General features: G+C 46.8%; 22 protein-coding genes. 17 read left to right on the top strand and 5 right to left on the bottom strand.

From position 1 onward, the window contains the following. Positions 1-13: 13 nt before the first annotated feature. From B5E64_RS02595 to B5E64_RS02630, 8 genes are all read left to right on the top strand, one after another. Complete coding sequence (locus B5E64_RS02595; protein WP_087166982.1) at positions 14-1504, top strand: PTS ascorbate transporter subunit IIC; 1491 nt, start codon at positions 14-16, stop codon at positions 1502-1504. Positions 1505-1528: 24 nt separating this feature from the next. Next, complete coding sequence (locus tag B5E64_RS02600; protein WP_087166983.1) at positions 1529-1834, top strand: PTS sugar transporter subunit IIB; 306 nt, start codon at positions 1529-1531, stop codon at positions 1832-1834. Positions 1835-2035: 201 nt separating this feature from the next. Continuing rightward, entirely contained in the window at positions 2036-2812 is a 777-nt protein-coding gene (locus tag B5E64_RS02605; protein WP_087166984.1) for a DeoR/GlpR family DNA-binding transcription regulator, read from the top strand. Positions 2813-2860: 48 nt separating this feature from the next. Beyond that, on the top strand, positions 2861-3712 hold the full coding sequence (locus tag B5E64_RS02610) for an L-ribulose-5-phosphate 3-epimerase (protein ID WP_087166985.1): 852 nt from the start codon (positions 2861-2863) through the stop codon (positions 3710-3712). A 5-nt stretch (positions 3713-3717) separates the two neighbouring features. Next, positions 3718-4773, top strand: a complete 1056-nt coding sequence (locus tag B5E64_RS02615) for a hypothetical protein (RefSeq protein WP_087166986.1) — start codon at positions 3718-3720, stop codon at positions 4771-4773. A gap of 3 nt (positions 4774-4776) precedes the next feature. Beyond that, entirely contained in the window at positions 4777-5463 is a 687-nt protein-coding gene (locus tag B5E64_RS02620; RefSeq protein ID WP_087166987.1) for an L-ribulose-5-phosphate 4-epimerase, read from the top strand. A gap of 35 nt (positions 5464-5498) precedes the next feature. Further along, entirely contained in the window at positions 5499-6218 is a 720-nt protein-coding gene (locus tag B5E64_RS02625; RefSeq protein ID WP_087166988.1) for an HAD family hydrolase, read from the top strand. Between the two features lie 16 nt (positions 6219-6234). Further along, positions 6235-7038: a hypothetical protein gene (locus B5E64_RS02630; protein ID WP_087166989.1), complete on the top strand. Its 804-nt coding sequence runs from the start codon at positions 6235-6237 to the stop codon at positions 7036-7038. Positions 7039-7103: 65 nt separating this feature from the next. On the opposite strand, the gene B5E64_RS02635 is transcribed toward B5E64_RS02630, so the two are convergent. After that, complete coding sequence (locus B5E64_RS02635) at positions 7104-8246, bottom strand: type II toxin-antitoxin system HipA family toxin (protein WP_087166990.1); 1143 nt, start codon at positions 8244-8246, stop codon at positions 7104-7106. Then, positions 8233-8517 (bottom strand): helix-turn-helix domain-containing protein, encoded by a 285-nt coding sequence (locus B5E64_RS02640; protein WP_087166991.1) that lies wholly within the window; start codon positions 8515-8517, stop codon positions 8233-8235. The genes B5E64_RS02635 and B5E64_RS02640 overlap by 14 nt, the downstream gene beginning before the upstream one ends. A 1161-nt stretch (positions 8518-9678) precedes the next feature. Here B5E64_RS02640 and B5E64_RS18725 point away from each other — a divergent pair. The 3 genes from B5E64_RS18725 to B5E64_RS02655 all read left to right on the top strand — a co-directional run bounded on the left by B5E64_RS18725 (position 9679) and on the right by B5E64_RS02655 (position 11147). Next, positions 9679-10167 (top strand): MATE family efflux transporter, encoded by a 489-nt coding sequence (locus B5E64_RS18725; RefSeq protein WP_330616853.1) that lies wholly within the window; start codon positions 9679-9681, stop codon positions 10165-10167. 2 nt (positions 10168-10169) lie between these two features. Beyond that, positions 10170-10775 carry a cytidylate kinase-like family protein gene (locus B5E64_RS02650; protein WP_087166992.1) on the top strand — a complete coding sequence of 202 codons (606 nt, stop codon included), beginning with the start codon at positions 10170-10172 and terminating at the stop codon, positions 10773-10775. A 165-nt stretch (positions 10776-10940) separates the two neighbouring features. Beyond that, positions 10941-11147 carry a DUF6199 family natural product biosynthesis protein gene (locus tag B5E64_RS02655; protein ID WP_087166993.1) on the top strand — a complete coding sequence of 69 codons (207 nt, stop codon included), beginning with the start codon at positions 10941-10943 and terminating at the stop codon, positions 11145-11147. A 123-nt stretch (positions 11148-11270) separates the two neighbouring features. Here the strand turns inward: B5E64_RS02655 and B5E64_RS02660 are convergent, their stop codons facing one another. After that, complete coding sequence (locus B5E64_RS02660; RefSeq protein ID WP_162610121.1) at positions 11271-12092, bottom strand: MerR family transcriptional regulator; 822 nt, start codon at positions 12090-12092, stop codon at positions 11271-11273. Positions 12093-12308: 216 nt separating this feature from the next. Further along, the gene (locus B5E64_RS02665; protein ID WP_087166995.1) at positions 12309-12770 is read right to left on the bottom strand and encodes a DUF2798 domain-containing protein; all 462 of its coding nucleotides are present in this window, start codon (positions 12768-12770) and stop codon (positions 12309-12311) included. 213 nt (positions 12771-12983) lie between these two features. Here B5E64_RS02665 and B5E64_RS02670 point away from each other — a divergent pair, with 213 nt between their 5' ends. The 6 genes from B5E64_RS02670 (at position 12984) to B5E64_RS02695 (ending at position 18947) form a co-directional block, all read left to right on the top strand. Beyond that, a complete protein-coding gene (locus tag B5E64_RS02670) occupies positions 12984-13784 on the top strand; it encodes a MerR family transcriptional regulator (RefSeq protein ID WP_087166996.1) in 801 nt (266 codons plus the stop codon). After that, positions 13781-14590 (top strand): ABC transporter ATP-binding protein, encoded by an 810-nt coding sequence (locus B5E64_RS02675; protein ID WP_087166997.1) that lies wholly within the window; start codon positions 13781-13783, stop codon positions 14588-14590. Before B5E64_RS02670 ends, B5E64_RS02675 begins: the two co-directional genes overlap by 4 nt. Positions 14591-14593: 3 nt before the next feature. After that, a complete protein-coding gene (locus tag B5E64_RS02680) occupies positions 14594-15307 on the top strand; it encodes an ABC transporter permease (RefSeq protein ID WP_087166998.1) in 714 nt (237 codons plus the stop codon). 100 nt (positions 15308-15407) lie between these two features. Then, on the top strand, positions 15408-16328 hold the full coding sequence (locus B5E64_RS02685) for a helix-turn-helix domain-containing protein (protein WP_087166999.1): 921 nt from the start codon (positions 15408-15410) through the stop codon (positions 16326-16328). Positions 16329-16495: 167 nt separating this feature from the next. Next, entirely contained in the window at positions 16496-17689 is a 1194-nt protein-coding gene (locus tag B5E64_RS02690; RefSeq protein WP_242960068.1) for a DUF6070 family protein, read from the top strand. Positions 17690-17711: 22 nt separating this feature from the next. Beyond that, positions 17712-18947: a DUF6070 family protein gene (locus B5E64_RS02695; protein ID WP_140398813.1), complete on the top strand. Its 1236-nt coding sequence runs from the start codon at positions 17712-17714 to the stop codon at positions 18945-18947. Positions 18948-18977: 30 nt separating this feature from the next. Here B5E64_RS02695 and B5E64_RS02700 read toward each other — a convergent pair whose 3' ends face one another. Continuing rightward, entirely contained in the window at positions 18978-20780 is a 1803-nt protein-coding gene (locus tag B5E64_RS02700; protein WP_087167001.1) for a BlaR1 family beta-lactam sensor/signal transducer, read from the bottom strand. Between the last annotated feature and the right edge of the window lies 1 nt (position 20781).

Consider the following 20781-nt stretch of genomic DNA (forward strand, 5'->3'; position numbering starts at 1 on the left):
AGAGGGTAATGACGTGGATATTTTAATGAGTATTTGGTCCTATTTTGCGACCAACGTCCTGCAGCAGCCAGCATTCATGATCGGTCTGATCGTAATGATCGGGTATATCCTTCTGAAGAAACCGTGGTATGATGTACTTGCGGGAGTAATCAAGGCGATCGTAGGATATTTGATCCTGACCGTTGGTTCCTCGGGGCTGACAAACAACTTCCGTCCTGTACTTGTAGGACTGAGAGATGTATTTAACATCGATGCGATGGTAATCGACCCGTATTTTGGACAGAATGCGGTTACGGCCGGTGTTGAAGAAGTATTTGGAAAAGGATTCGGCGATGCGATGATTCTTCTTCTGATCGCATTCATCGTAAACATTCTGCTGGTTCGTTTCAGCAAATACACCAAACTGCGTGCACTGTTTACAACCGGACATGTGCAGGTACAGCAGGCTGCAACAGCTTACTGGCTGATCATGTTCGCTCTGCCGGGACTGATTTCCAATAACGTGGCTCTGCTTGTTGTCATGGCAGTCATCCTGGGAGCATACTGGGCAGTCGGCTCAAACCTCCTGATCAAACCTTGTCAGGAAGTTACGGACGGAGCCGGATTTACTCTGGCTCATCAGCAGATGTTTGGTGTGGCGCTGAACTACTGGCTTGCCGAGAAACTGTTCGGAAACAAGAAAAACGGTAAAAAAGTAAAGAAGATCGATGATATTGAGCTCCCGGGCTTCATGTCCATCTTCAACGAAAATATGGTATGTACATCCATCCTGATGCTCGTATTCTTTGGTGCAATCCTCTGCATCCTCGGAAGAGATTATCTGGTAGAGGGCGGATTCATGGAAGAAGGAGCATCCATGGTATTCTACGTAATCCAGACCTGTCTGTATTTTGCCGTATATCTGGCAATTCTGCAGCTTGGTGTCCGTACTTTCGTAACAGAACTGACAGCATCTTTCCAGGGTATCGCAGACAGACTGCTTCCAGGTTCCGTACCGGGTGTTGACTGTGCGGTTATCTTTGGATTCGGTTCCGCAAACGCTGTTCCGCTCGGATTCCTGGCAGGTTTCCTTGGACAGATCATTGCGATTGCACTGCTGATCGTCCTGAAGAGCCCGACACTGGTTATCTGTGGATTCGTACCTGTATTCTTTGATAATGCGACTATCGCGATTTTCGCGAACGAAAGAGGCGGTATCAAAGCTGCTTTGATTCTCCCGTTCATTTCCGGTCTGTGTCAGGTATTTGGTTCGGCCCTGATTGCAGGATGGGTTGGAATGGCAGCTTACGGCGGATATCTCGGTATGTGGGACTGGGCAGTCGTATGGCCGGTGATGACAGTCGTAATGAAGTTCTTAAGCTACGCGGGTGTTGTTGTTGTGGCGGTAGCACTCCTCATTATTCCGCAGCTTGAGTACAGAGCGGATAAGGAAGGATATTTCCTTATTACAGAAGATTATGAAGCGTATAAAGAATTAAAAGCAAAACGTGAGGCAGGGAAATAATCTGCCGGAAAGGAAGGAAAAGAAATGGCAAAAGAGAATATGAGCTTTTTAGTATGTTGTGCAAATGGAGCCGGCTCCAGTCTGATGATGAAAATGACAATGCAGAAAGTACTCGACAAAGTGGGCTTAAAGCCTGGAAAAGTACATCACTGCGCACTGTCCGAAGGAAAGACAGCGGCATCTCAGTATGATGTGGTATTCTGCGCACAGAACTTTGTAAATATGTTCAAAGATGCGGAGAAGAAGGGAACGATCGTAATCGGACTTCGTAATATCATGTCAGCACAGGAAATTGAACAGAAAATGAAAGAACATGGCATTATTGAATAAGTTGACAGCCATTTCGGTATAAGATCAGAGCCGGGTGCTCCGCTCGAAAGGAGCGGGGCACCCGAAAGTTTTTTAGAAACTCCGAAAATTTTCCTGTTCATTTTTAAGATCATTAATCGCAAAAATAATGACAAAAAATCATATACAATGGTATAATTGAAAACAAGCGGAAATCGATATTATAAAAGACAAGGAGGAAAAATGAAACGGGAAAAAGCGTATGTAGATGGACGAAGACAAAAAATACTGGAACTCCTGCAGCATAATCCTCAAATCCGCGTAGATGACCTGGCTGAAAGGCTGAATGTATCGGTGGTTACGATCCGGCGCGATCTAAGATTTCTGGAAGAAGAAAACCTGGTCAAGCGTTTCTACGGGGGCGCAAAGGTCATGAAAGAAGTGACAGAAGAAAAAGATACGATCTCCATGTGCAGAGATCTGATTGCACGGTACGCGGCGACTCTTGTGGAAGATGGAGATACGATCTTTATTAATACAAGCAAGAATGCGCTGAAACTGATTTCTTATGTGGAGAGCAGGAATGTAACCGTAATTACGAACAATGGAAAAGCAATCAATCACGAGGAAGCAGACGGTGTCAGCATTATACTCACAGGAGGAGAACTCCGGTATCCGAAAGAAGCGATGGTAGGAGATTTTGCGATCCGGAACCTTCAGAATATTTTTGCAAAGAAGGCATTTGTCGGCTGCTCCGGAATCAGCGTGAAATCGGGTATGACAACGGAAATCGCCAATGAAGTCAATGTCAACCAGCTGATGATTGAGCATGCGACCCAGGAAGTTTACATTCTGGCGGATCATACGAAGATCGGTCACAGCAGCAGTTTTACAAGCTGTGATATCAGCAAAGTCAAACATCTGATTACGGATGAGTTTGCACCGGAGGAGGAACTGGAACAGATGCGGATGCACGGCGTTCAGGTTCACCAGGTGAGGAGAGATTTCTTTTTAAAATAGCACTCTGATTTTATGCAGATACGGGATCTGATAACAGGAGGTAGCAGAATGAAAGCGTACTCATTGGGTCTTTATGAAAAGGCCATGCCCCCGGAGCTTTCCTGGAGGGAAAAACTGGAAACCGCAAAAGAAGCAGGATACGATTACGTGGAAATCAGTATTGATGAAACGGAAGAGAAAATCAGCCGTCTTGATATGACAGGGGAAGAGCGTTTTGAGATGGTTTCAGCGATGTATGAAACCGGACTTCCGATCCGCACGATGTGCGTCAGCGCCCTGACAAAATATTCCCTTGGAAATGATGATCCACAGTTCAGCGCCAGAGGTATGGAAATTCTGGAAAAATCGATCCGGCTTGCCGATGATCTTGGAGTTCGTGTCGTGATGATTCCGGGATACGATGTCTATTACAGGCCGTCCACCCTTGAGACAAAACGCAGATATCTGAGAAATCTGAAAAGGGCCGCGGAGATGGCAGAAAAGGCGGGAGTGATTCTCGGACTGGAAACAATGGAAAATGAGTTTATGAACACAGTGGAAAAAGCAATGAAGTATGTGACTTTGTGCGGTTCCAATTATCTGAAAGTCTATCCGGATATCGGAAATCTTACAAATGCGGCGGTTCAGTATCAGTCAGACGTTCTGGAGGATCTGGAACTTGGAAGAGGAAATATCACTTCCATGCATTTGAAAGAGACACTGCCGGGAAGATACAGGGAGGTTCCGTACGGAACGGGCCATGTGGATTTTGAAGCTGCCATCAAAAAGGCATGGGAGATGGGAATCCGCAGGTACGTAACAGAGTTCTGGTATAAGGGAAGCGAAAACTGGAAAGAAGATCTGAAGTTTGCACATAACATGATGTCGGAAATTCTGGACAGTCAGTCAAAAGGAGCGTAGAAAGCATGATCAGAGTAGAGAAAAAAGTAATTTCAAATTTAACAAAGTGTTATTCAATTGCGCCGCTTTTTTATAAAGGGAAAGAGCATTTCCTTGTTGCGGCTGAGAAAGTAGATAAATGTCTTCTTTTCGATATGGAAGGAAATCAGGAAGAAGTTGTCTGGGAAGAACCGGGTGGAGTTATGACAATGGTACAGGTACCGGGAACAGACGGACAGTTTCTTGCAACACATAAATTTTACTCTCCGAACGATTCCAAAGAGGCAAAAATCGTGAAAGTAACTCCGGACGGAAACGGAAACTGGGAGGTAAAAACGCTGGTAGACCTTCCGTTTGTTCATCGCTTCGATATTCTGGAACGTGGCGGAGTCAGATATCTGATTGCGTGCGCTCTGAAGTCCGGCTATGAATACAAAGATGACTGGAGATTTCCGGGCAAGGTTTATGTCGCAGTTCTGCCGGAGGATTTAAGCGGATTCGATGAAGAACATCAGCTGGAGCTGACTGTTTTAAAAGACAATATGCTGAAAAACCATGGCTACTACAGAGTGGAGGATGGAGGAGTCCAGACAAGTGTCATCTCCTGTGACAACGGTATTTATCAGTTTGTTCCACCTGCAGATCCGGACAGTGAATGGGAAATCCGTACCCTGACGACCGATGCGGCCAGCGATGCTGTTATGGTAGACTTTGACGGGGACGGAGTAAAAGAGATCGCTGCCATTGCACCATTCCATGGTGAGAAGATCCGCTTCTACAAAAAGGTGGACGGTGCTTATCAGATGGTCTATGAATTCGGTGAAGACTGCGAATTCCTTCATTCTATTTACGGTGGAACCCTCTGCGGGAAACCGGCATTTGTGACGGGACACCGCAAAGGAAAACGGGATCTGATGGCTTTCTTCTATAACAGGGAAAAAGGATCCTATGAGGTAGAATATATTGATCATGACTGTGGTTCAGCCAATGTATATCACTACGTGAAAGATGGAAAAGATATGCTGGTATCGACAAACCGCGAGATTGACGAAGTAGCATTATATACGATTACGGAGGAATAAGAAATGCTGGAAGAATTAAAACAGGTTGTTTATGAAGCAAATATGGATCTCCCGAAATATGGGCTGGTTACATTTACATGGGGCAATGTAAGTGCCATCGACCGGGAAAGCGGGTATTTTGTAATTAAGCCAAGCGGTGTGGATTATGACAAACTGAAACCGGAAGATATGGTTGTGATGGATCTGGAAGGAAACAAAATTGAAGGAAAATATAATCCTTCTTCCGACACAGCGACACACCTGGAGCTTTATAAAGCATTCCCGAACATCGGAGGCGTTGTTCATACCCATTCTCCGTGGGCAACAAGCTGGGCGCAGGCGGGAAGAGGAATTCCTTGCTATGGAACAACACATGCAGACTATATGTATGGTGAAATTCCATGCGCGCGCTGCCTGGAAGGCAAAGAATTTGATGAGTATGAGAAAAATACCGGACTTTTGATTGTCGATACATTCAAAGACAAAGATTACGAGGCGGTTCCGGCTGTACTCTGCAAGAACCACGGACCGTTTACATGGGGCAAGGATGCCCACGAGGCGGTACATAACGCCGTTGTTCTGGAAGAAGTTGCCAAGATGGCAGCCCGCTGTGAGATGATCAATCCGGATGTGAAACCGGCACCGCAGGATCTTCAGGATAAACATTACTACAGAAAACACGGCGCAAACGCATATTATGGACAGAACTAAAAGGAAAAAATGAAAAGGAAACGAGGCGAGGCAGGATGATCCGGGCAGTGATCTTTGATATCGATAATACCATGTATAATTTTGACCGCGCGCATGCAGCAGCAATGGAGGCGCTTTTCCGGTATGGGAATCAAGCACTCTCTCTCGAACCGGGTTCCATGAAGGAAGGGCTTTCTGCAGCACAGAAGCTCATCCTGGACCGCCTTGGAACGAATTCCTCAGCGATACACAACCGGCTGATCCGGTTCCAGACCTTTCTGGAATCCATGAAAAACGTAGATCTGACCAAAGCGCTGGAGATGTATCATACATACTGGGATACACTTCTGGCTGTGATGGAGCCGGAACCGGGGCTTAAGGATCTTATTCTTGATCTTGGCAGCAGGGGAATCCGGATCGGGATCGGCTCGGATATGACAGCATACATCCAGTTCAAAAAGCTGGAGAAGCTGGGCGTGCTGGATCAGCTCTCCTTTATCGTTACAAGCGAAGAGGCAGGAGCGGAAAAGCCGTCGCCGGAGTTTTTCCGGCTCTGTGTGGAGAAGGCCGGATGTAAGGCAGAGGAATGTGTTTTTATCGGAGATAGCCTGAAAAAGGATGTGGAAGGCGCAGAAAAAAGCGGACTTTACGGGATCTGGTATCATCCGGCGCCGGAAAACCGGAAACATGATATGCAGGAAACCGGAAGCGGATATCCTGTGATTACGTCCTATGAGACATGCCTGAAAGACGGCGGATTCTTTTCGGAAATATAACAAAGGAGAAAAGGCTATGGGATCTTTTACTTACCAGACAATCGTGCTTGTACTGATCGGTGCAGCGGTATTTGTTCTTGGCACGACCAACATAAGGGGACATTTCAGAATGAAAAGACCTGGTATGGTTTTCAAAGGAAAAGTTCTGAATGCAAAGCTGGTGGAACGAAGAGATAAAGAGGACCGGCTGATCCAGCATTATTATGAACTTCAGGTGCAGTGCAGAACACAGAATAAGACATTTAACCACAAGATAAAAAGTACAACAGAGTACGAAAAGGGAGAAGAAATCCAGCTGATGCAAAATGGCGGACAGATCACGATGGTCAGTAATAAATCCATCTCGCTTGGCATTGCCATATTGATAGCTTTCGCCGGGATGGCACTTGCTGTATTTCCGGTAGTTTACCAGAATGCGGGAAAGAAAGAAGGATCTCTTGTACTGACTGTACTTCTTATACTTGCCGGATGCATTACCTTTTTCTCTTATATGAAAGAAAGGGGAAGAAACCTGACAGAAATTCAGGGAGAAATTGTGGATGTTCTCTATTACCGGACCGGGGACAATAAAAGGTTTTCCAAGCCGGTAGAGTCTTATTATCCGCTGATCCGGTGCACACTGGACGGAAAAGAAAAGATTTTCCTCAGCAGCTACAATTCCAGCCGTCCGAATGTCTACAAAGTCGGAAGGGAAATGAAACTTTTCTATGACAAAGAGACAAGAAGCATCGTTGAAAAACGGACAAGCCCGGCACTTCTTGTGGCAGCCGCAGTTCTCTGGTGCCTCGCCCTGATTGGACTGATCAGCAGTTTTATGTAAGAATAGAAAAATGAAGATCCCGGGTTCGCCGTAATGGTTATGGCGGATCCGGGATCGTTTTTGTATCAGGATGGATTTCGGAGATAAATGGAAAGACGCTCGTTTACACACTCATGGATATTCTCTGCGATATGCTTTGCCTTACGGCGGTCAATACCGATTGTATCAGCAACAGCAAGGACATCATCCATTCCGGGATTCGCTCCGTTTCCATGAACTGTTGTTGCATGCTCTCCTCCCAGAGAGTAGCTGTAAGTGAGGTCGTATGCAGGAGACAGGACGAATCGATCCTCCTCTTCCAGATACAGATAAGAGAAGTTTTTGGAGTGGTCGTCTCTGTTGTGAGCAAATACATTGAAACACATCAAGCGGTAAAGCTTTTCTACTTCTTCAAAATCTTCCGTTAATTCCAGAGTGAGTTTCATAAGGATATCATAATCCAGATTTGGAATACGATGGGATGTTTCCAGTAAAGCACTGACAGAAATCATATGAATCCGCTCAACACTTTTGCCCTGCTGATGTTTCCGGTCAAACCGTTTCGTCCCAAAATATCCATCACAAAGTCTGGAAGGAAACAGCCTTGTTTCTTCCATTTTAATTCCACATTCTTTTGCACAAAGAGAATAATCGTATTCCTGACGCCCGATCTGCCCGCGGTCCACAGAGGAGGGAAACTTGATGATCCAGTCTTCGCCGTCTATGTCCGTAAGAATTTTAGGGCGGGCACCGCCGGATGAGCCTCCAAGACGGAAAAGCTCGTCCAGATTCTCTGAATAATCAGTGCGCAGAATACGGCTGCATTCGGCTGCAATCTGGTCCAGATCCATTTGGGATTGTTCGGAATCCAGATGCGTATCCGGCTCATATGTCAATGCACCCATACCGGAGCTCCCTACAATGGAAAGACGATCCAGACTGCCAATTTCATGCGGGTTGATTTGATTTCGTAGCATCAGCCGGTCCACAAGCAGACGTCCCCATCCATCCGGAAGACTGTCGGCAAATACGCCAAAAAGACCTTCAAACGGATCGATCTTAGGAAGAAATACTTTCTTTTCCAGTGGAAGAGAAAAGGGACTGACAGGAAAACCGTCAGCCAGCCATTCATGGTCATACTCAAATGCGGCCAGATGTTTCTGATACTGCATCATTGTCCCGACTTTTCGGTCGTGATAGAAAACATGAAGACGTTCAATCTTTGGCATATGCCACCTCCTCTATAGAGAGAAAAGGAACTTCCTCAAACAGGTCTTCCAGCTCTCCTTCGATTTCCAGTGCGATTGCAATTTTGGTGAGGGAAATCAGCGAGATCTCACCGTTTTGCTCAAACCGCTTCACAGACCCCAGGCTTACTCCTGATTTTTCGCTCAGTCTTTTCTGTGAAATTTTGCGTCTTTTACGGATGCTGCGGATGCGCGACGCAATGAGCTGATCGATTTCCCGTGGTGTTTTGGTTAAAAAATTGTAATTGATCATAGCTAATATATTAGCTTAAAATGGGAAAAAAAGCAAGGGATGGCTAATATTTTAGCTTGATTTTCATAAGTACACAGGAAGCTCCATATTTGACAATTCCTCCACGCCCATGTTAAACTACTTACAGTTTCTCGGAGGGCTGGTACAGCGCTGACTGTGTCCGGCCGGATAAGGGGCGGTCTGAAATGTCCGTCTACGGAGGGGAAATCATTCAGAGGAAATGATGAGCCGGATAAGAGATGAGTTAAGATACTTGTTTCTTATCCGGCTTTTTCCATGAGAATACAATTCAGAACAGGGGGATGAGAGGATGGATTTTCTGAACGGGAAAATCAAAACTATTTATTTTAAGTATCTGGCAGCGGCATTTGGAAGTGCCCTCATCACATCGATCTATTCGATTGTTGACATGGCGATGGTGGGGCAGTACCATGGGCCGGAAGGATCGGCTGCCCTTGCGGTGGTGGCGCCGGTCTGGAATATTATTTACAGTCTGGGACTTCTGATGGGAATCGGCGGATCGGTTCTTTTCAGTATGATCCGGGGAAAAAGCGGGGGTGAGGAAGAACTACGAAGATCCAACGAGTATTTCACGGCATCGGTGATCGGCTCGGTGATCCTTGCGGTAATTGTCTGGATGGGAATTATCTTTTTTGACAGACAGCTTTTAGTTGCATTCGGAGCGCAGGATAATACGCTGACACTTGCAAGAGAATATGTGCGCCCGATTAAAACGGCTATTCCATGTTTTCTGTTTAACCAGATGCTGGCGGCCTATCTGCGGAATGACAAGAATCCGGCCCTTGCTACCGGAGCCGTGCTTGCCGGCGGAATTTTCAATATTTTCGGGGACTATTTCTTCGTGTTTGCGTGTGATATGGGTGCGTTCGGTGCCGGACTTGCGACAGCGATCGGCTCTGCCATCAGCTTTCTTGTCATGCTGACCCATTTCCTGACGAAGAAGAATACACTCCGCCTTGTGAAGCCGACGCGGCTTCTGTGGAAATTAAAGGAGATTACGGTAACGGGATTTTCCACCTTTTTCATCGATGTGGCGATGGGAATTCTGACGATCCTGTTCAACCGTCAGATTGTGATTTACCTCGGAACAAACGCGCTTGCGGTCTACGGGGTGATGGTCAATATCAGTACCTTCGCGCAGTGTTGTGCCTACAGTGTGGGACAGGCCTCGCAGCGATCATTTCCACGAATTTTGGAGCAGGAAAGGGCGGACGGATCCGCCAGACGCTCAAGTACGCGCTTGGAACGGCGGCCTTTTTTGGAATCTTGTGGACGGGGCTCTGCATCTTTTTCCCGGAACAGTTTATCCGTTTCTTCATGAGCCCGACGAAAGAAGTTCTTGCGATTGCGCCGACGATTTTCCGTTGCTATGGAATTTCCTTCCTGCTGCTGCCGCTGAATATCTTTTCCACCTATTATTTCCAGGCTCTGATGCAGCCAAGGACAGCGTTTATCGTTTCGGTGGCAAGAGGGCTTGTCATCAGCGGAATTCTGATCTATGTGCTTCCGGCCGCAGCGGGCGGAAATGCCGTCTGGTTTGCGATGCCGGTTACGGAGTTGGTAGTTGCGGTTTATGTCATCTGTGAGATGATCAAATATACAAAGAAATTAAGCGTGAAGGAGGAATGAGTATGAAGCGGATCATTACGATTGGACGTGAATTTGGAAGCGGCGGGCGCGAACTTGGCCGGAGGCTCTCCGAGGAGATGGGGATTGCCTACTACGATCAGGAGATTATTACCGAGATTGCGAACCGCACCAGCCTGTCGGAACAGTACGTTCAGGCGGTGATAGAACACCGGCCGTCCTTTTCTTTCCCGATTCATATCGGAAGGAGCTTTTATCCGGCGGTCAGCCCGGTGTTTGAGCAGAGCATGGCTGTCTTTCAGGAACAGTTTCGGATTATCAAAGAGATGGCGTTGAAATCGGACTGCGTGATTGTCGGGCGGTGTGCGGATTATATCCTGAAAGAATACCGGCCGATGCGGATCTTTGTCTATGCGGATATGGAAAGCAGGATGGCAAGGTGCCGTGCGAAGGCTCCGGAAGAGGAAGAGATGACAGACAAGGAATTAAAGCAGCACATCCTCGGTATTGATAAAAAGCGTGCAAAATATTATGAATTCTATACCGGACACAAATGTGGAGACAAGCTGAATTTCGATCTGTGCGTCAATACATCCGGAATTGTGATCAAAGAGATCGTGCCGGGCATGGCGGCCATGCTGAAACGATAGTCGGACAAAAAGATAGGTAATCAGATAGAATTTCCGCCTGTTGACGCAGTATGATGAAATCCATTATAATTTTCTTATATAAACCTTTGTATAGGAGAAAGGCTTTCAAATGTGGAGTAGGCGCTGTTTCTGTGAGAAATACAATCATTTGCGGGAGAGTGGGAAATGAAGGATATCAATTTTATCTGGCCGGTCATTTTATTCCTTTTAGGCTTGCTTATGTTAATCAATCCGAAGCTGCTTTGGAAAATAGAAAATTGTTTTACTGTGAAAGATGGAGAACCAACGGATTTATATATTGCATTTATGCGAATAGGCGGACTCTTATTTATGTTTGCATCAATCATTTTTTCAGTAGTATGCTTTGCATAAATCATGATGTTTAAAGAGATGGGACGATTCCAGGAAGGATTGAGACTCTGAAAAGACTCAAATTTCAAGGGATCGTCCATTTATTGTGGAAAGAGCCGGAAAATGGAATCCCGAAGTTTCTAATCATTTGAAACAACGGACTGGAATTCGAACTCTCGTAATCTGTCCTTTTTTTTCGGAGCTTCCGACTTCGTCAATGAGACGTTCCTCGCAGGCATCTCCGATGATTTCCAGCCGATTTTCACGAATGAAAGAAAAGAGCCGCTCGTAAATGGAATCCGTATCCTCCAGAGAACCCGGACCGCAGGCGGCCGCAAATAATCCGGCAGGGATGCTGGCGTTTGCAAGGGAAGCATCCTTTACAAAGGCGACAATTCGGGAGACAGTTTTTGTCTCTTGTTTTTTGAGCTGTTCTCTGGCAGTCAGATAACCTTCGGGATAACCGAAGGTGACGTGGTTCTGCTTGCAGTGCAGATAGAAATCAAGCCAGATTTCATCCGGAATGGCCTGCCGGTCCGCTTCGAAGGGTGTGCTCTGAAAAATCAGTGTTTCCTCAAAAGAAAGGAGCTGTACGTTACGGGTATCCATGGATGTTCCCTCCTCCAGCCGGACGAGCCGTTCCTCCAGCATACCTTGTACAGACTGGAGGCTTCGGATTTTTTCAGTCAGGTTTTGCTGCTGTTCTTTCAGAAAGGACAGGGCATGTCCGGGTGTGATATCAGCTGTATAGTCTTTGATTTTCGAGAGAGGAATCCCCAGTTCTTTTAAAATCTGAATCATTGAGATCACATAAATCTGTTCATGGGCATAGTAGCGGTAACCGTTTGGGGCAGTGTATTTGGGGCAGAAGACGCCGATCGTATCGTAAAAGATCAGTGTTTTCCGTTTCACTTCCGAAATACGGGAAAATTCGCTGATTGTCAGAAGATGCTGATTCTGTTTCAATGCTGATTTCCTCCATGATCTGGTATTTATAAGAGACTATACGGCGGCAGGGCGGGAATGTCAAGAAGGGGAATGGGAGCTGATTGTAGATCATTATTGCAAGCCCAAATGTGAGTTTTTGAATTACTGTCCGGAGAAAAAGTCCTGTGGGCGGTTTCCGGTAAAATAGCAAAAAAGGTACTGAGTTTTCTTTTGAACTCAGTACCTTTTTCTGTTTTATGACTGTCTTATGATCTTTCTGAACAGGAATCTTACCAGTGGTCCGGCATAGCACATCTGCCAGAAGAAGGCCATCGGGAAATTCATCACGATGGTCTGGATCCAGACCGGAATCACGTTGATTCCTGCATCTTTGAACAGCAGTGTGGCCGCAAGACTCATCAGCGGACACATCCACATCACAGTAATGGCGGAGATTGCCAGCACCAGATGAAAAGGATTTTCTTTTTCCGGGTCTACGATTTTAAAAGCGGTCTTTTTTACAACATTACCTACAAAGAAAAAGTCCAGAAGAAAGGCGATTGGGTACATGATGATCAGTTCATGAAAGGCTGCTCCGAATACGGCATAATTCATTCCGCCCATGTTCAGTGCAATATTGTAGCAGATCATGGCATAAACCATGAAAAATACCATCAGAAGTGAAAAAATGAGTTCCTGTTTTTTAGTTCTTGGCATAAAAAATCCTCCTTATGAATGAATAATAAATCAGCAGAAAAATCGTGTTGTTCGTTATTCATTCGGGAGAATGTACGTTTCCAATAAAGACCTGAATTTTCCGAGTCACCAGTCTATCATAAGACGGGATCTGCGGTCAAGAAAAAATTTTTAAAGGGGCTTGCTTGTGACGTTACGTCATGAAGTATACTAGGAGCAGGAGGTGACACGGACATGGAAAAACAAAGAGCAGTACCGAAGGGATTTATGACCGTTGGGGAAGTGGCAAAGAAGATGAATGTCACAGTCCGGACATTACAGCACTATGACAGAGAAGGACTGCTTTCGCCTTCTTCCATCAGTGAAGGCGGGCGGAGGCTTTATACAGATAAAGATGTAATCCGTCTGCACCAGATTTTATCTTTGAAACAGCTTGGATTTTCCCTGCAGGATATCAAAAACCGTCTGATTCCGCTGGATACGCCGGATGAGGTGGCGGATGTTCTGGCACAGCAGGCAGAAGAAGTGAGACGGAAAATCGAAATTCTGTCCGAATCATTGAGGGAGCTTGACATTCTGCGGGAAGAAGTGCTTCAGATGCAGTCGGTAGATTTCAAAAAGTATGCGGATATTATCGTAAACCTGCAAATGAATAATGAGTATTACTGGCTGATCAAGCATTTTGATGATCAGACACTGGAGCACATCCGAAGCCGCTTTGACCGGGAAAGCGGAACGGATTTTATGAACCGGTTTCAAAAGCTGCAGGAAGAAGCAATACGGCTTTACATAGCGAAAGTTCCGGCCGACAGCGAGCAGGGACAGCACTTTGCCGAGATTTACTGGAAGATGATCACGGAATTTACCGGAGGGGATTTGAGTATGCTCTCCAAATTGGTGGAAGTTGGAAAATTTGAAGGAACGGATCCAAAATGGCAGGAAAAACAGGCGATGGCCAATGAGTATGTCGGGCAGGTTCTGGATGTTTATTTTTCCCGGCTGGGAGTGAATCCGTTTCAGGAGGAAGATGCATGACAAAAGCAGTACAGGTTTGTGGATTAAAGAAAAGTTACGGGACACATACGGTGTTGAAAGATCTGAATTTTGGTGTGAATCAGGGGGAAATTTTTGGAATCCTGGGGATAAATGGTGCGGGTAAAACGACGGCCATGGAATGCATCGAGGGGCTGAGAACATATGACGAAGGACAGATCAATGTTCAAGGGAAAACCGGAATTCAGCTGCAGTCGGCATCACTGCCAGAGCATATCCGGGCGATGGAGGCGGTCCGGCTGTTTGCAAAGTGGAATCACTGCGTGCCGGATGCGGGAATGCTGAAGGAGCTTGGCATTCCGGAATTTGCAAAGAAGCAGTATTATCAGTTATCGACGGGGCAGAAGAGACGCCTCCATCTGGCACTTGCCCTGATACGGGATCCGGATCTCCTGTTTCTGGATGAACCGACAGCAGGACTTGATGTGGAAGGGCGTTTGTCACTTCATAGTTTGATCCGAAAGCTGAGGAAAAATGGAAAGACCATTGTAATGACAAGCCATGATATGGCAGAAGTGGAAAGCCTCTGTGACCGGATTGGGATTTTAAATGGGGGCAGCCTTGTATTTCTCGGAACGGTAGAGGAACTTGGTGAAAAGGTTGGAAAGCAGTACCGGATTTCGATTCGGACAGAACATGGCACGGAAGAGTTCGAATCAGAAGACATTGGAACAGATCTGATGAAACTGTTGGAACAGTACCGGAAGAGGAGTGCGACGATTCTGGATCTTCATGTGGACCGGGGATCGCTGGAACAACACTTTATGAAAATCACAAAGGGGGAATGACGGATGAATGCATTCTTTTACGGAGTCTCGCTCCAGTGGAAAATGGATATCCGGAGCCGGACGCTTCTGCTTACCTGCTATCTGGTGCCGCTTCTGTTCTTTGCGGTGATGGGAGGCATTTTTACTTCTGTCATGCCGGAAGCCAAGGAGACACTGATCCAGTCCATGACCGTGTTTGGCGTTTCCATGGGTGCGCTCATCGGTGTTCCACCTTCTCTTGTGGAAATCTACGGAAGTAAGATCCGGCAGGTTTACAAAGCCAACGGTGTTCCCGGGTGGCTTGGATTCTTTACGACAGGTCTTTCTGCGTTTGTACATTTGTTTTGCATGAGTATGATTCTCTTTTTTTCTGCGCCACTGTTTTTTGACGCAGAATTTCCGGAACATCCGGCTGCATATGTGGTTTCACTGGTACTGTTTCTGGTTGTTACGACCAGCGTGGCAGGCGTGATCGGTCTGATGGTGAAAGATCAGAGTAAGACCTCCATGTGGTCGATGCTTGTCTTTCTTCCGTCGATTCTTTTGCCAGGCATTTTGTTCCCGAAAGAACTGCTCCCGAACGCGCTGCAGGTCATCGGAAATGCGTTTCCGGCTGCATGGGGATATTGCCTGATGACAGAAGCGGGAGGATGGATGAAGAACGTCATTCCACTTGCGGTGATTCTGGTTCTTGCACTGCTGCTGTGTAGCATTGGCATTCGCTGGAACAAAGAATAAAAATGGAACTGCACATATCCGGTCAAGAAAAAAGGAGTCCCATCGTGTAAACTAATAATTAGCAAGACCAGACCATGCGGGAATAGGGAGGTGAAAGAAGATGGAAACAGAAGGACTGGAGAGGGTACTTGATTATATTGATACACATATTTCTGAGAAAATCAGTCTGGCAGAACTGGCGGAACTTGCAGGCTACAGTCCTTTTTATTTCAGCAGACTGTTTTCGAGGATCATGGGAATTTCGGTGACCGGATATATACGGATCCGAAAACTACAGCATGCACTGGCTGATCTGGCAGAAGGAAACAAGGTGCTGGATGTATCGCTTCGATATGGATTTGACTCGCATGAGGGCTTTACGAGATCATTTACAGACATGTTCGGGATGGCACCAGGTAAGGCGAAACGGTATCTTGTCTCGTATAAGGTGCCGCAGTACCGCATTCCGGATGAAAACGATGGGAGGATGGCGATGGAATTACAAGAAAGACAGATGGATCTGGGAGACAGTCTGCATGAACTGATATTTGAAGTGCTGAGAACGTCTTTGGAAGAGGCGGAAGAAGGTTTCTGTACGAAGATTGAGGTAGTACTGCATTCTGATTGCAGTGTCCGAATTGTAGATAATGGGAGGGGAATTCCGCTTACACAGAATACGGAGAAAGACCGGGAAGTGCTGGACAGGATCTTTTCTGGATATCCATTATCGGGGCCGGCCTGTCTGCGGACAGAGGAGATAGCGGGATATAGCCTGAAGACAGTGAATTCTCTTTGTGAAAGACTGAAGATCAGGACTTACCGGGACGGCTTTGAGTTCTGGCAGGAATATATACGGGGAATCGCGCAGCACGAGGTTATGAGTGAGCCGTGTGATCATGAACCAGGGACAGAAATTTTGTTCCGGCCGGACCGGGCAGTGTTTGGAGAAAAGAGGATCTCCGCGGATAGAATCCGGGAATGGGTGCGGAAGCAGACCGGAGAGAGGAACACGCCTGTAATCCAAATAAGGGAAGAGGACTAAAAGAGGTACGGGCTGCTGCGAAATATTCGTAGTCAGCCCGTTGAAATCTTCTTGACTTTGAAATCTTACAAGTGTAATATTAAGACACAAGGAAGAAAAGCAGATAGATTCTTGCATTTCCGGGAAGATATTTTACAGTGGTGACAGATGGAAAAGGAGAGAAGTTCTTGAGCTGGAAGAAGTGGATGATTGCAGGCTGGATTCTTCTGTTTGCCGGGGCGGGGTGCAGTATTGCCGTGGAAAGAGAGGACGGATACAGGCAGGAAAATCAGCAAAAAACAGAAAGACAGGAAAAAGAAGAGCGGATTTCCAGGGAATCCGAACAGCTTGCAGAGGGATTCCGGGAAATTTACGAAGAGGAGAGAGGCAGAGGGGAAAAAGATACGCTGGCATTTCAGCAACAGATCATACAGGCCATCGGGGAGCAGGGATATGCGGCGGTTGACACGGACAATCAGATTAACATGGTACATCCCGGGCAGGTCCAGGACTTCTGCGAAAGCGCAGAACAAGGAGAAGAAGACTCAGTGGTGTTTTTCTGTGTAACGGACGAAGGCGGCTGGATCCGCTATGATCTGGAGACCCAGGATGGCAACATAGATGTGACGGAATCTTCCCTGCGGTGGGAGAACGACAACCCGGAGGTCTATTATTATCATGAATTTGAAGCGGCCTCATGGGATTATACGGACAAGGGATATCTGTTTTTTGAAGAATCCCGTCCGGCAGGATACGACGGCGCTCCGGGGCAAAAAGCCTTCCGGGTCAAGCCGTTGGATCAGACATGCAGGGAGGCTTACCAGACCTATCTCGCATCTGTCGGATATGAGCGGAATAATCTGCTGATTACCGACTGGACGGAGCAGGACAGCAAAGAACTGGATTTTTACGATCTGTATGAACGGCTTTGCCGCGCAAAATATGGGGAAATTGTTCCATATGAAGCAAAGGAAGGGGCAGAATATCATGTGCCGGAAGAAGAAATTGAAGAAGTTCTGCAAAGTTATTTTTCCTTTGACAGGCAGACAATCCGGGAACACATGAAGTATCAACCGGAGAGCGGCACCTTTCTCTACCGCCCGCGGGGGCGTTATGATGGAGGCTCGCCATACGGGCCGTATCCGGAAGTGACCGGATATAAAGAACTGGAGGATGGAACGGTTCAGCTTACCGTGGAAGCGGTATGGGAGATGGAAATGCTGGACTGTGCCATGAAGAGTGAACTGGTGGTGCGCCCGATGAAAGACGGGGGTTTTCAGTATGTATCCAACCGCGTGATTTCCAGGGAGGAAGGGATGACCAGTTTCTGGTATAAGCCAAGGCTCACAGAGGAGGAGTGGAATCATTACTATGGGGAGTAAAAAAATTTACAGGAAATATGCTATGCTTATAGTTCTCCTGATTCTGCTGATTGGTCTGAGCGGCATCATGCTGAGCAGAGACAGAAAAGGAAACAGCCAGAGCAAAGGGGAAGAAGCTGAGGCAACAGAGCAGACAGAACAGTGGGAAAAGGGATACAATCTTCCGCTGGATACCCAAAAGGAGAAAGATGCAGAAGAAGAGTGCAGTGCGGCAATGGAGCTGATTTCCAGTCAGTATCAGAACATGGATAAAGGGAATACATCCGATGGAGTATTATCCGATGAGGAGATTGTCGCCCTGAAGGAGGTGCTGAAGGAAGACGGATTGACGGTAACCGGCGCGGATGCCTATTCGACAATGGAGAACTATGAAACGATGGAAGACTTTCTGGCAGATTGTCAGGATGGAAAAGAGGGAACGATGGTTCTTTATAAGGTGAAGTCCAGCGGCGGGTTGAACCGGACGGAGTTTGAGTATGACGGGGAAGACCTGTATGTGGTGGATACCATTTCCGAGTGGAGCGGTGACGGGGAACCTGTCATTTCTTCCACTTCCTATACAAGGGTGAAATGGTGGAACTACACGGAAAAAGGATGGCTTTCCTACGAGTTGTGTGCGCCGCAGCCGCCGGAAGTTACGGAAGTCGTGGACGCATCCACCATGATACGGATCCGGCCCATGGAAGAAACGTACCGAGAACTTTCCAGGAAGTGTGTTCTGGCACTTGGATATCAGGGAAATAATCTACTTTGTTCAAACTGGAATACGTCCGATCTTTCCAGACTGGATTACAATGGAGTATTTGAATCATTCTATGAAATGAAATATGGAACGATCATAGATTATGACCGGTATGCGGACGGGATCGAGGCGGAAGAATTTGAAAGTCTGATCATGGAATATCTTCCGGTGACGAAAGATGAACTCAGGGCCTGTGCAGAATACGATGCAGAGACAGGAACCTATTTGTGGGTACGGCTTGGAACCGGAAATTATTCCCCTACTACGTTCGGAACTTCCATTCCGGAAGTTGTAAAGGCAGAAGAAAAAGGGAACGGCATCGTGGAACTGACGGTGCAGGCGGTGTGCATGGCAGCGTGCAATGACAATGCAATGACCCATAAACTCACCGTGCAGTTTTCGGATGACGGGACATTCCAATATCTGGGAAATGAGATTTCCGAGGAGGAACTTGCGAAAGTGCCGGAATATCAGTACCGGCTTGGAAAACAGTGGGAAGAAGCGGACAAGGAGTAAATATTCCTGTCCGCTTCATTTTGCGTGAATTTAAAGGGATTCATCAGAATAAATCCCCAGATCCGATAAGATGGAAAGGGTGATGGATGCTGCTGCGCTTCCGGCTGCATCTTTGCCCCGAAGGTTTGATGCAAAGAAGACCGGGTGCCCGGAAGACTCTACAAAACCGACAAACCAGCCGTTGATGTTCTGTCCGTTTACTTGTCCGGTTCCCGTCTTTCCATAAAGGGCAGTTCCCGAAGATGAGGAAAGGCAGATAGCATCTTTGACCGTTTCAATATGTGACGGATCGAAATTCCAGTCGTTGTAATAAAATGAAACAAGAAGCTGCACCTGCTCCACCGGAGAAATTTTCAGAGAAGATTCCATCCAGTAAGAAGAAAGATCTCCCTGAAGGGATTCATTTCCATAGCCGATCTGATGCAGGTAGGAACGCAGGACGGATGCGCCCATCTGATGATCCAGATTCTGAAAATACCAGTTGACGGAGGAGGTCATTGCACTTTGCAGTGTCTGATCCTGATTCCACTCTTCAAATGGATACGATTCATCCGGCTGTGGAAGAAAGTTGTGTTCCGGAGTGATTATCCCTTCTTCCAGAGCAAACAGGGCATCAAAAATCTTATAGGTCGAATCCGGTGAAACCCGGCTGCGGGCAAGGGATTCGTTGTAGATGGTCCAGTCGTCCGCTTCCATATCGTACAGGACAAAACATCCCTCATAGCCCTGGAAATAGGCGGAAAGGGAAGATGAAGTACCGGAAGCTCCATTTTCGGGAAGCGCCGCATTTTCTGCCGCTGCATCGGAGGAAAGAAAGGGAACCGATGCGGACAAAAGGAGACAGATCAGGAAAAAGGCGCACCCGTTTTTGAATCGCCTAAAGGGTGTAGGCTTCTGGTAGGAAGCAATGCAAAGAATCCGCTTTCGGATCTGTTTTTTATTTTCTCCAAGTCCGGCTGTAAAAGGAAACGGATGAAGCGATGTTTTCCGGGCAAACCGGATGAGGGTCTGCCCATATTCGGCATAGGAAGCTTCATCGAGCAGGGACAGCACAGAAGCATCGCAGGCAATTTCCCGGTCTTCCCGCATGGTGTGAAGAGAAAGGCGCATCAGCGGATGAAACCAGTAGACCATACCCGCAAGATTCATCAGATGTCCGATGAGTGAATCCCAGTGGCGGTAATGAAACAGTTCGTGAAGCAGAATATACCGGAGATCCTTTTCCTGATAATCAGAGATCAGGTGAATCGGAAGGTAAATGCTGGGACGAATGACCCCGGCCATAACCGGAGACTTTAAAAAGGCATTGCTGTACACGGGAATCTTCCGCCGGATGTGCAGTTCCTCCAGACACGACTGATACAGCGCTTTTGCTTTTTCATGCTGCAAAGGAAGGGAAGCGTTTTTCAGTGCATGGAGACGAAGTGCAGAACGGATCAGAAAGATTCCCATAAAAAAGACGCCGGCAATCCAGACGGCAAAAAGAAAACCCCAAAGAGAAGACGGCGTTCTCTGTGTAACAGATTCCGTGAAATCATTCATCCATCCGGCGGCAGCAACGTAAGGCTGCATATTCTGGCCTGTTCCGGATACAGCATGAAATGAAAAAGAATGGTTTGACGGCAGGAAAGACCATAAAATATTTCCGGAAAATTTAAAAGGGAGACCCGGAAGAAACGGAATGGCAGACAGTATAAGCAGCACAAGCCAGAGATGGTACCGCATCCGTCCGACAAGCAGTGTTTTGAATACTGTCCGGAGAAAGAAAAAGATACCGATGATTCCACAAAGAAGAAGGCTGCAGAACAGAAAATGTATCATAAAACGTTCCATG

This window comes from Drancourtella sp. An12 (assembly GCF_002160935.1).
Taxonomy (GTDB): Bacteria; Bacillota; Clostridia; order Lachnospirales; family Lachnospiraceae; genus Sellimonas; species Sellimonas catena.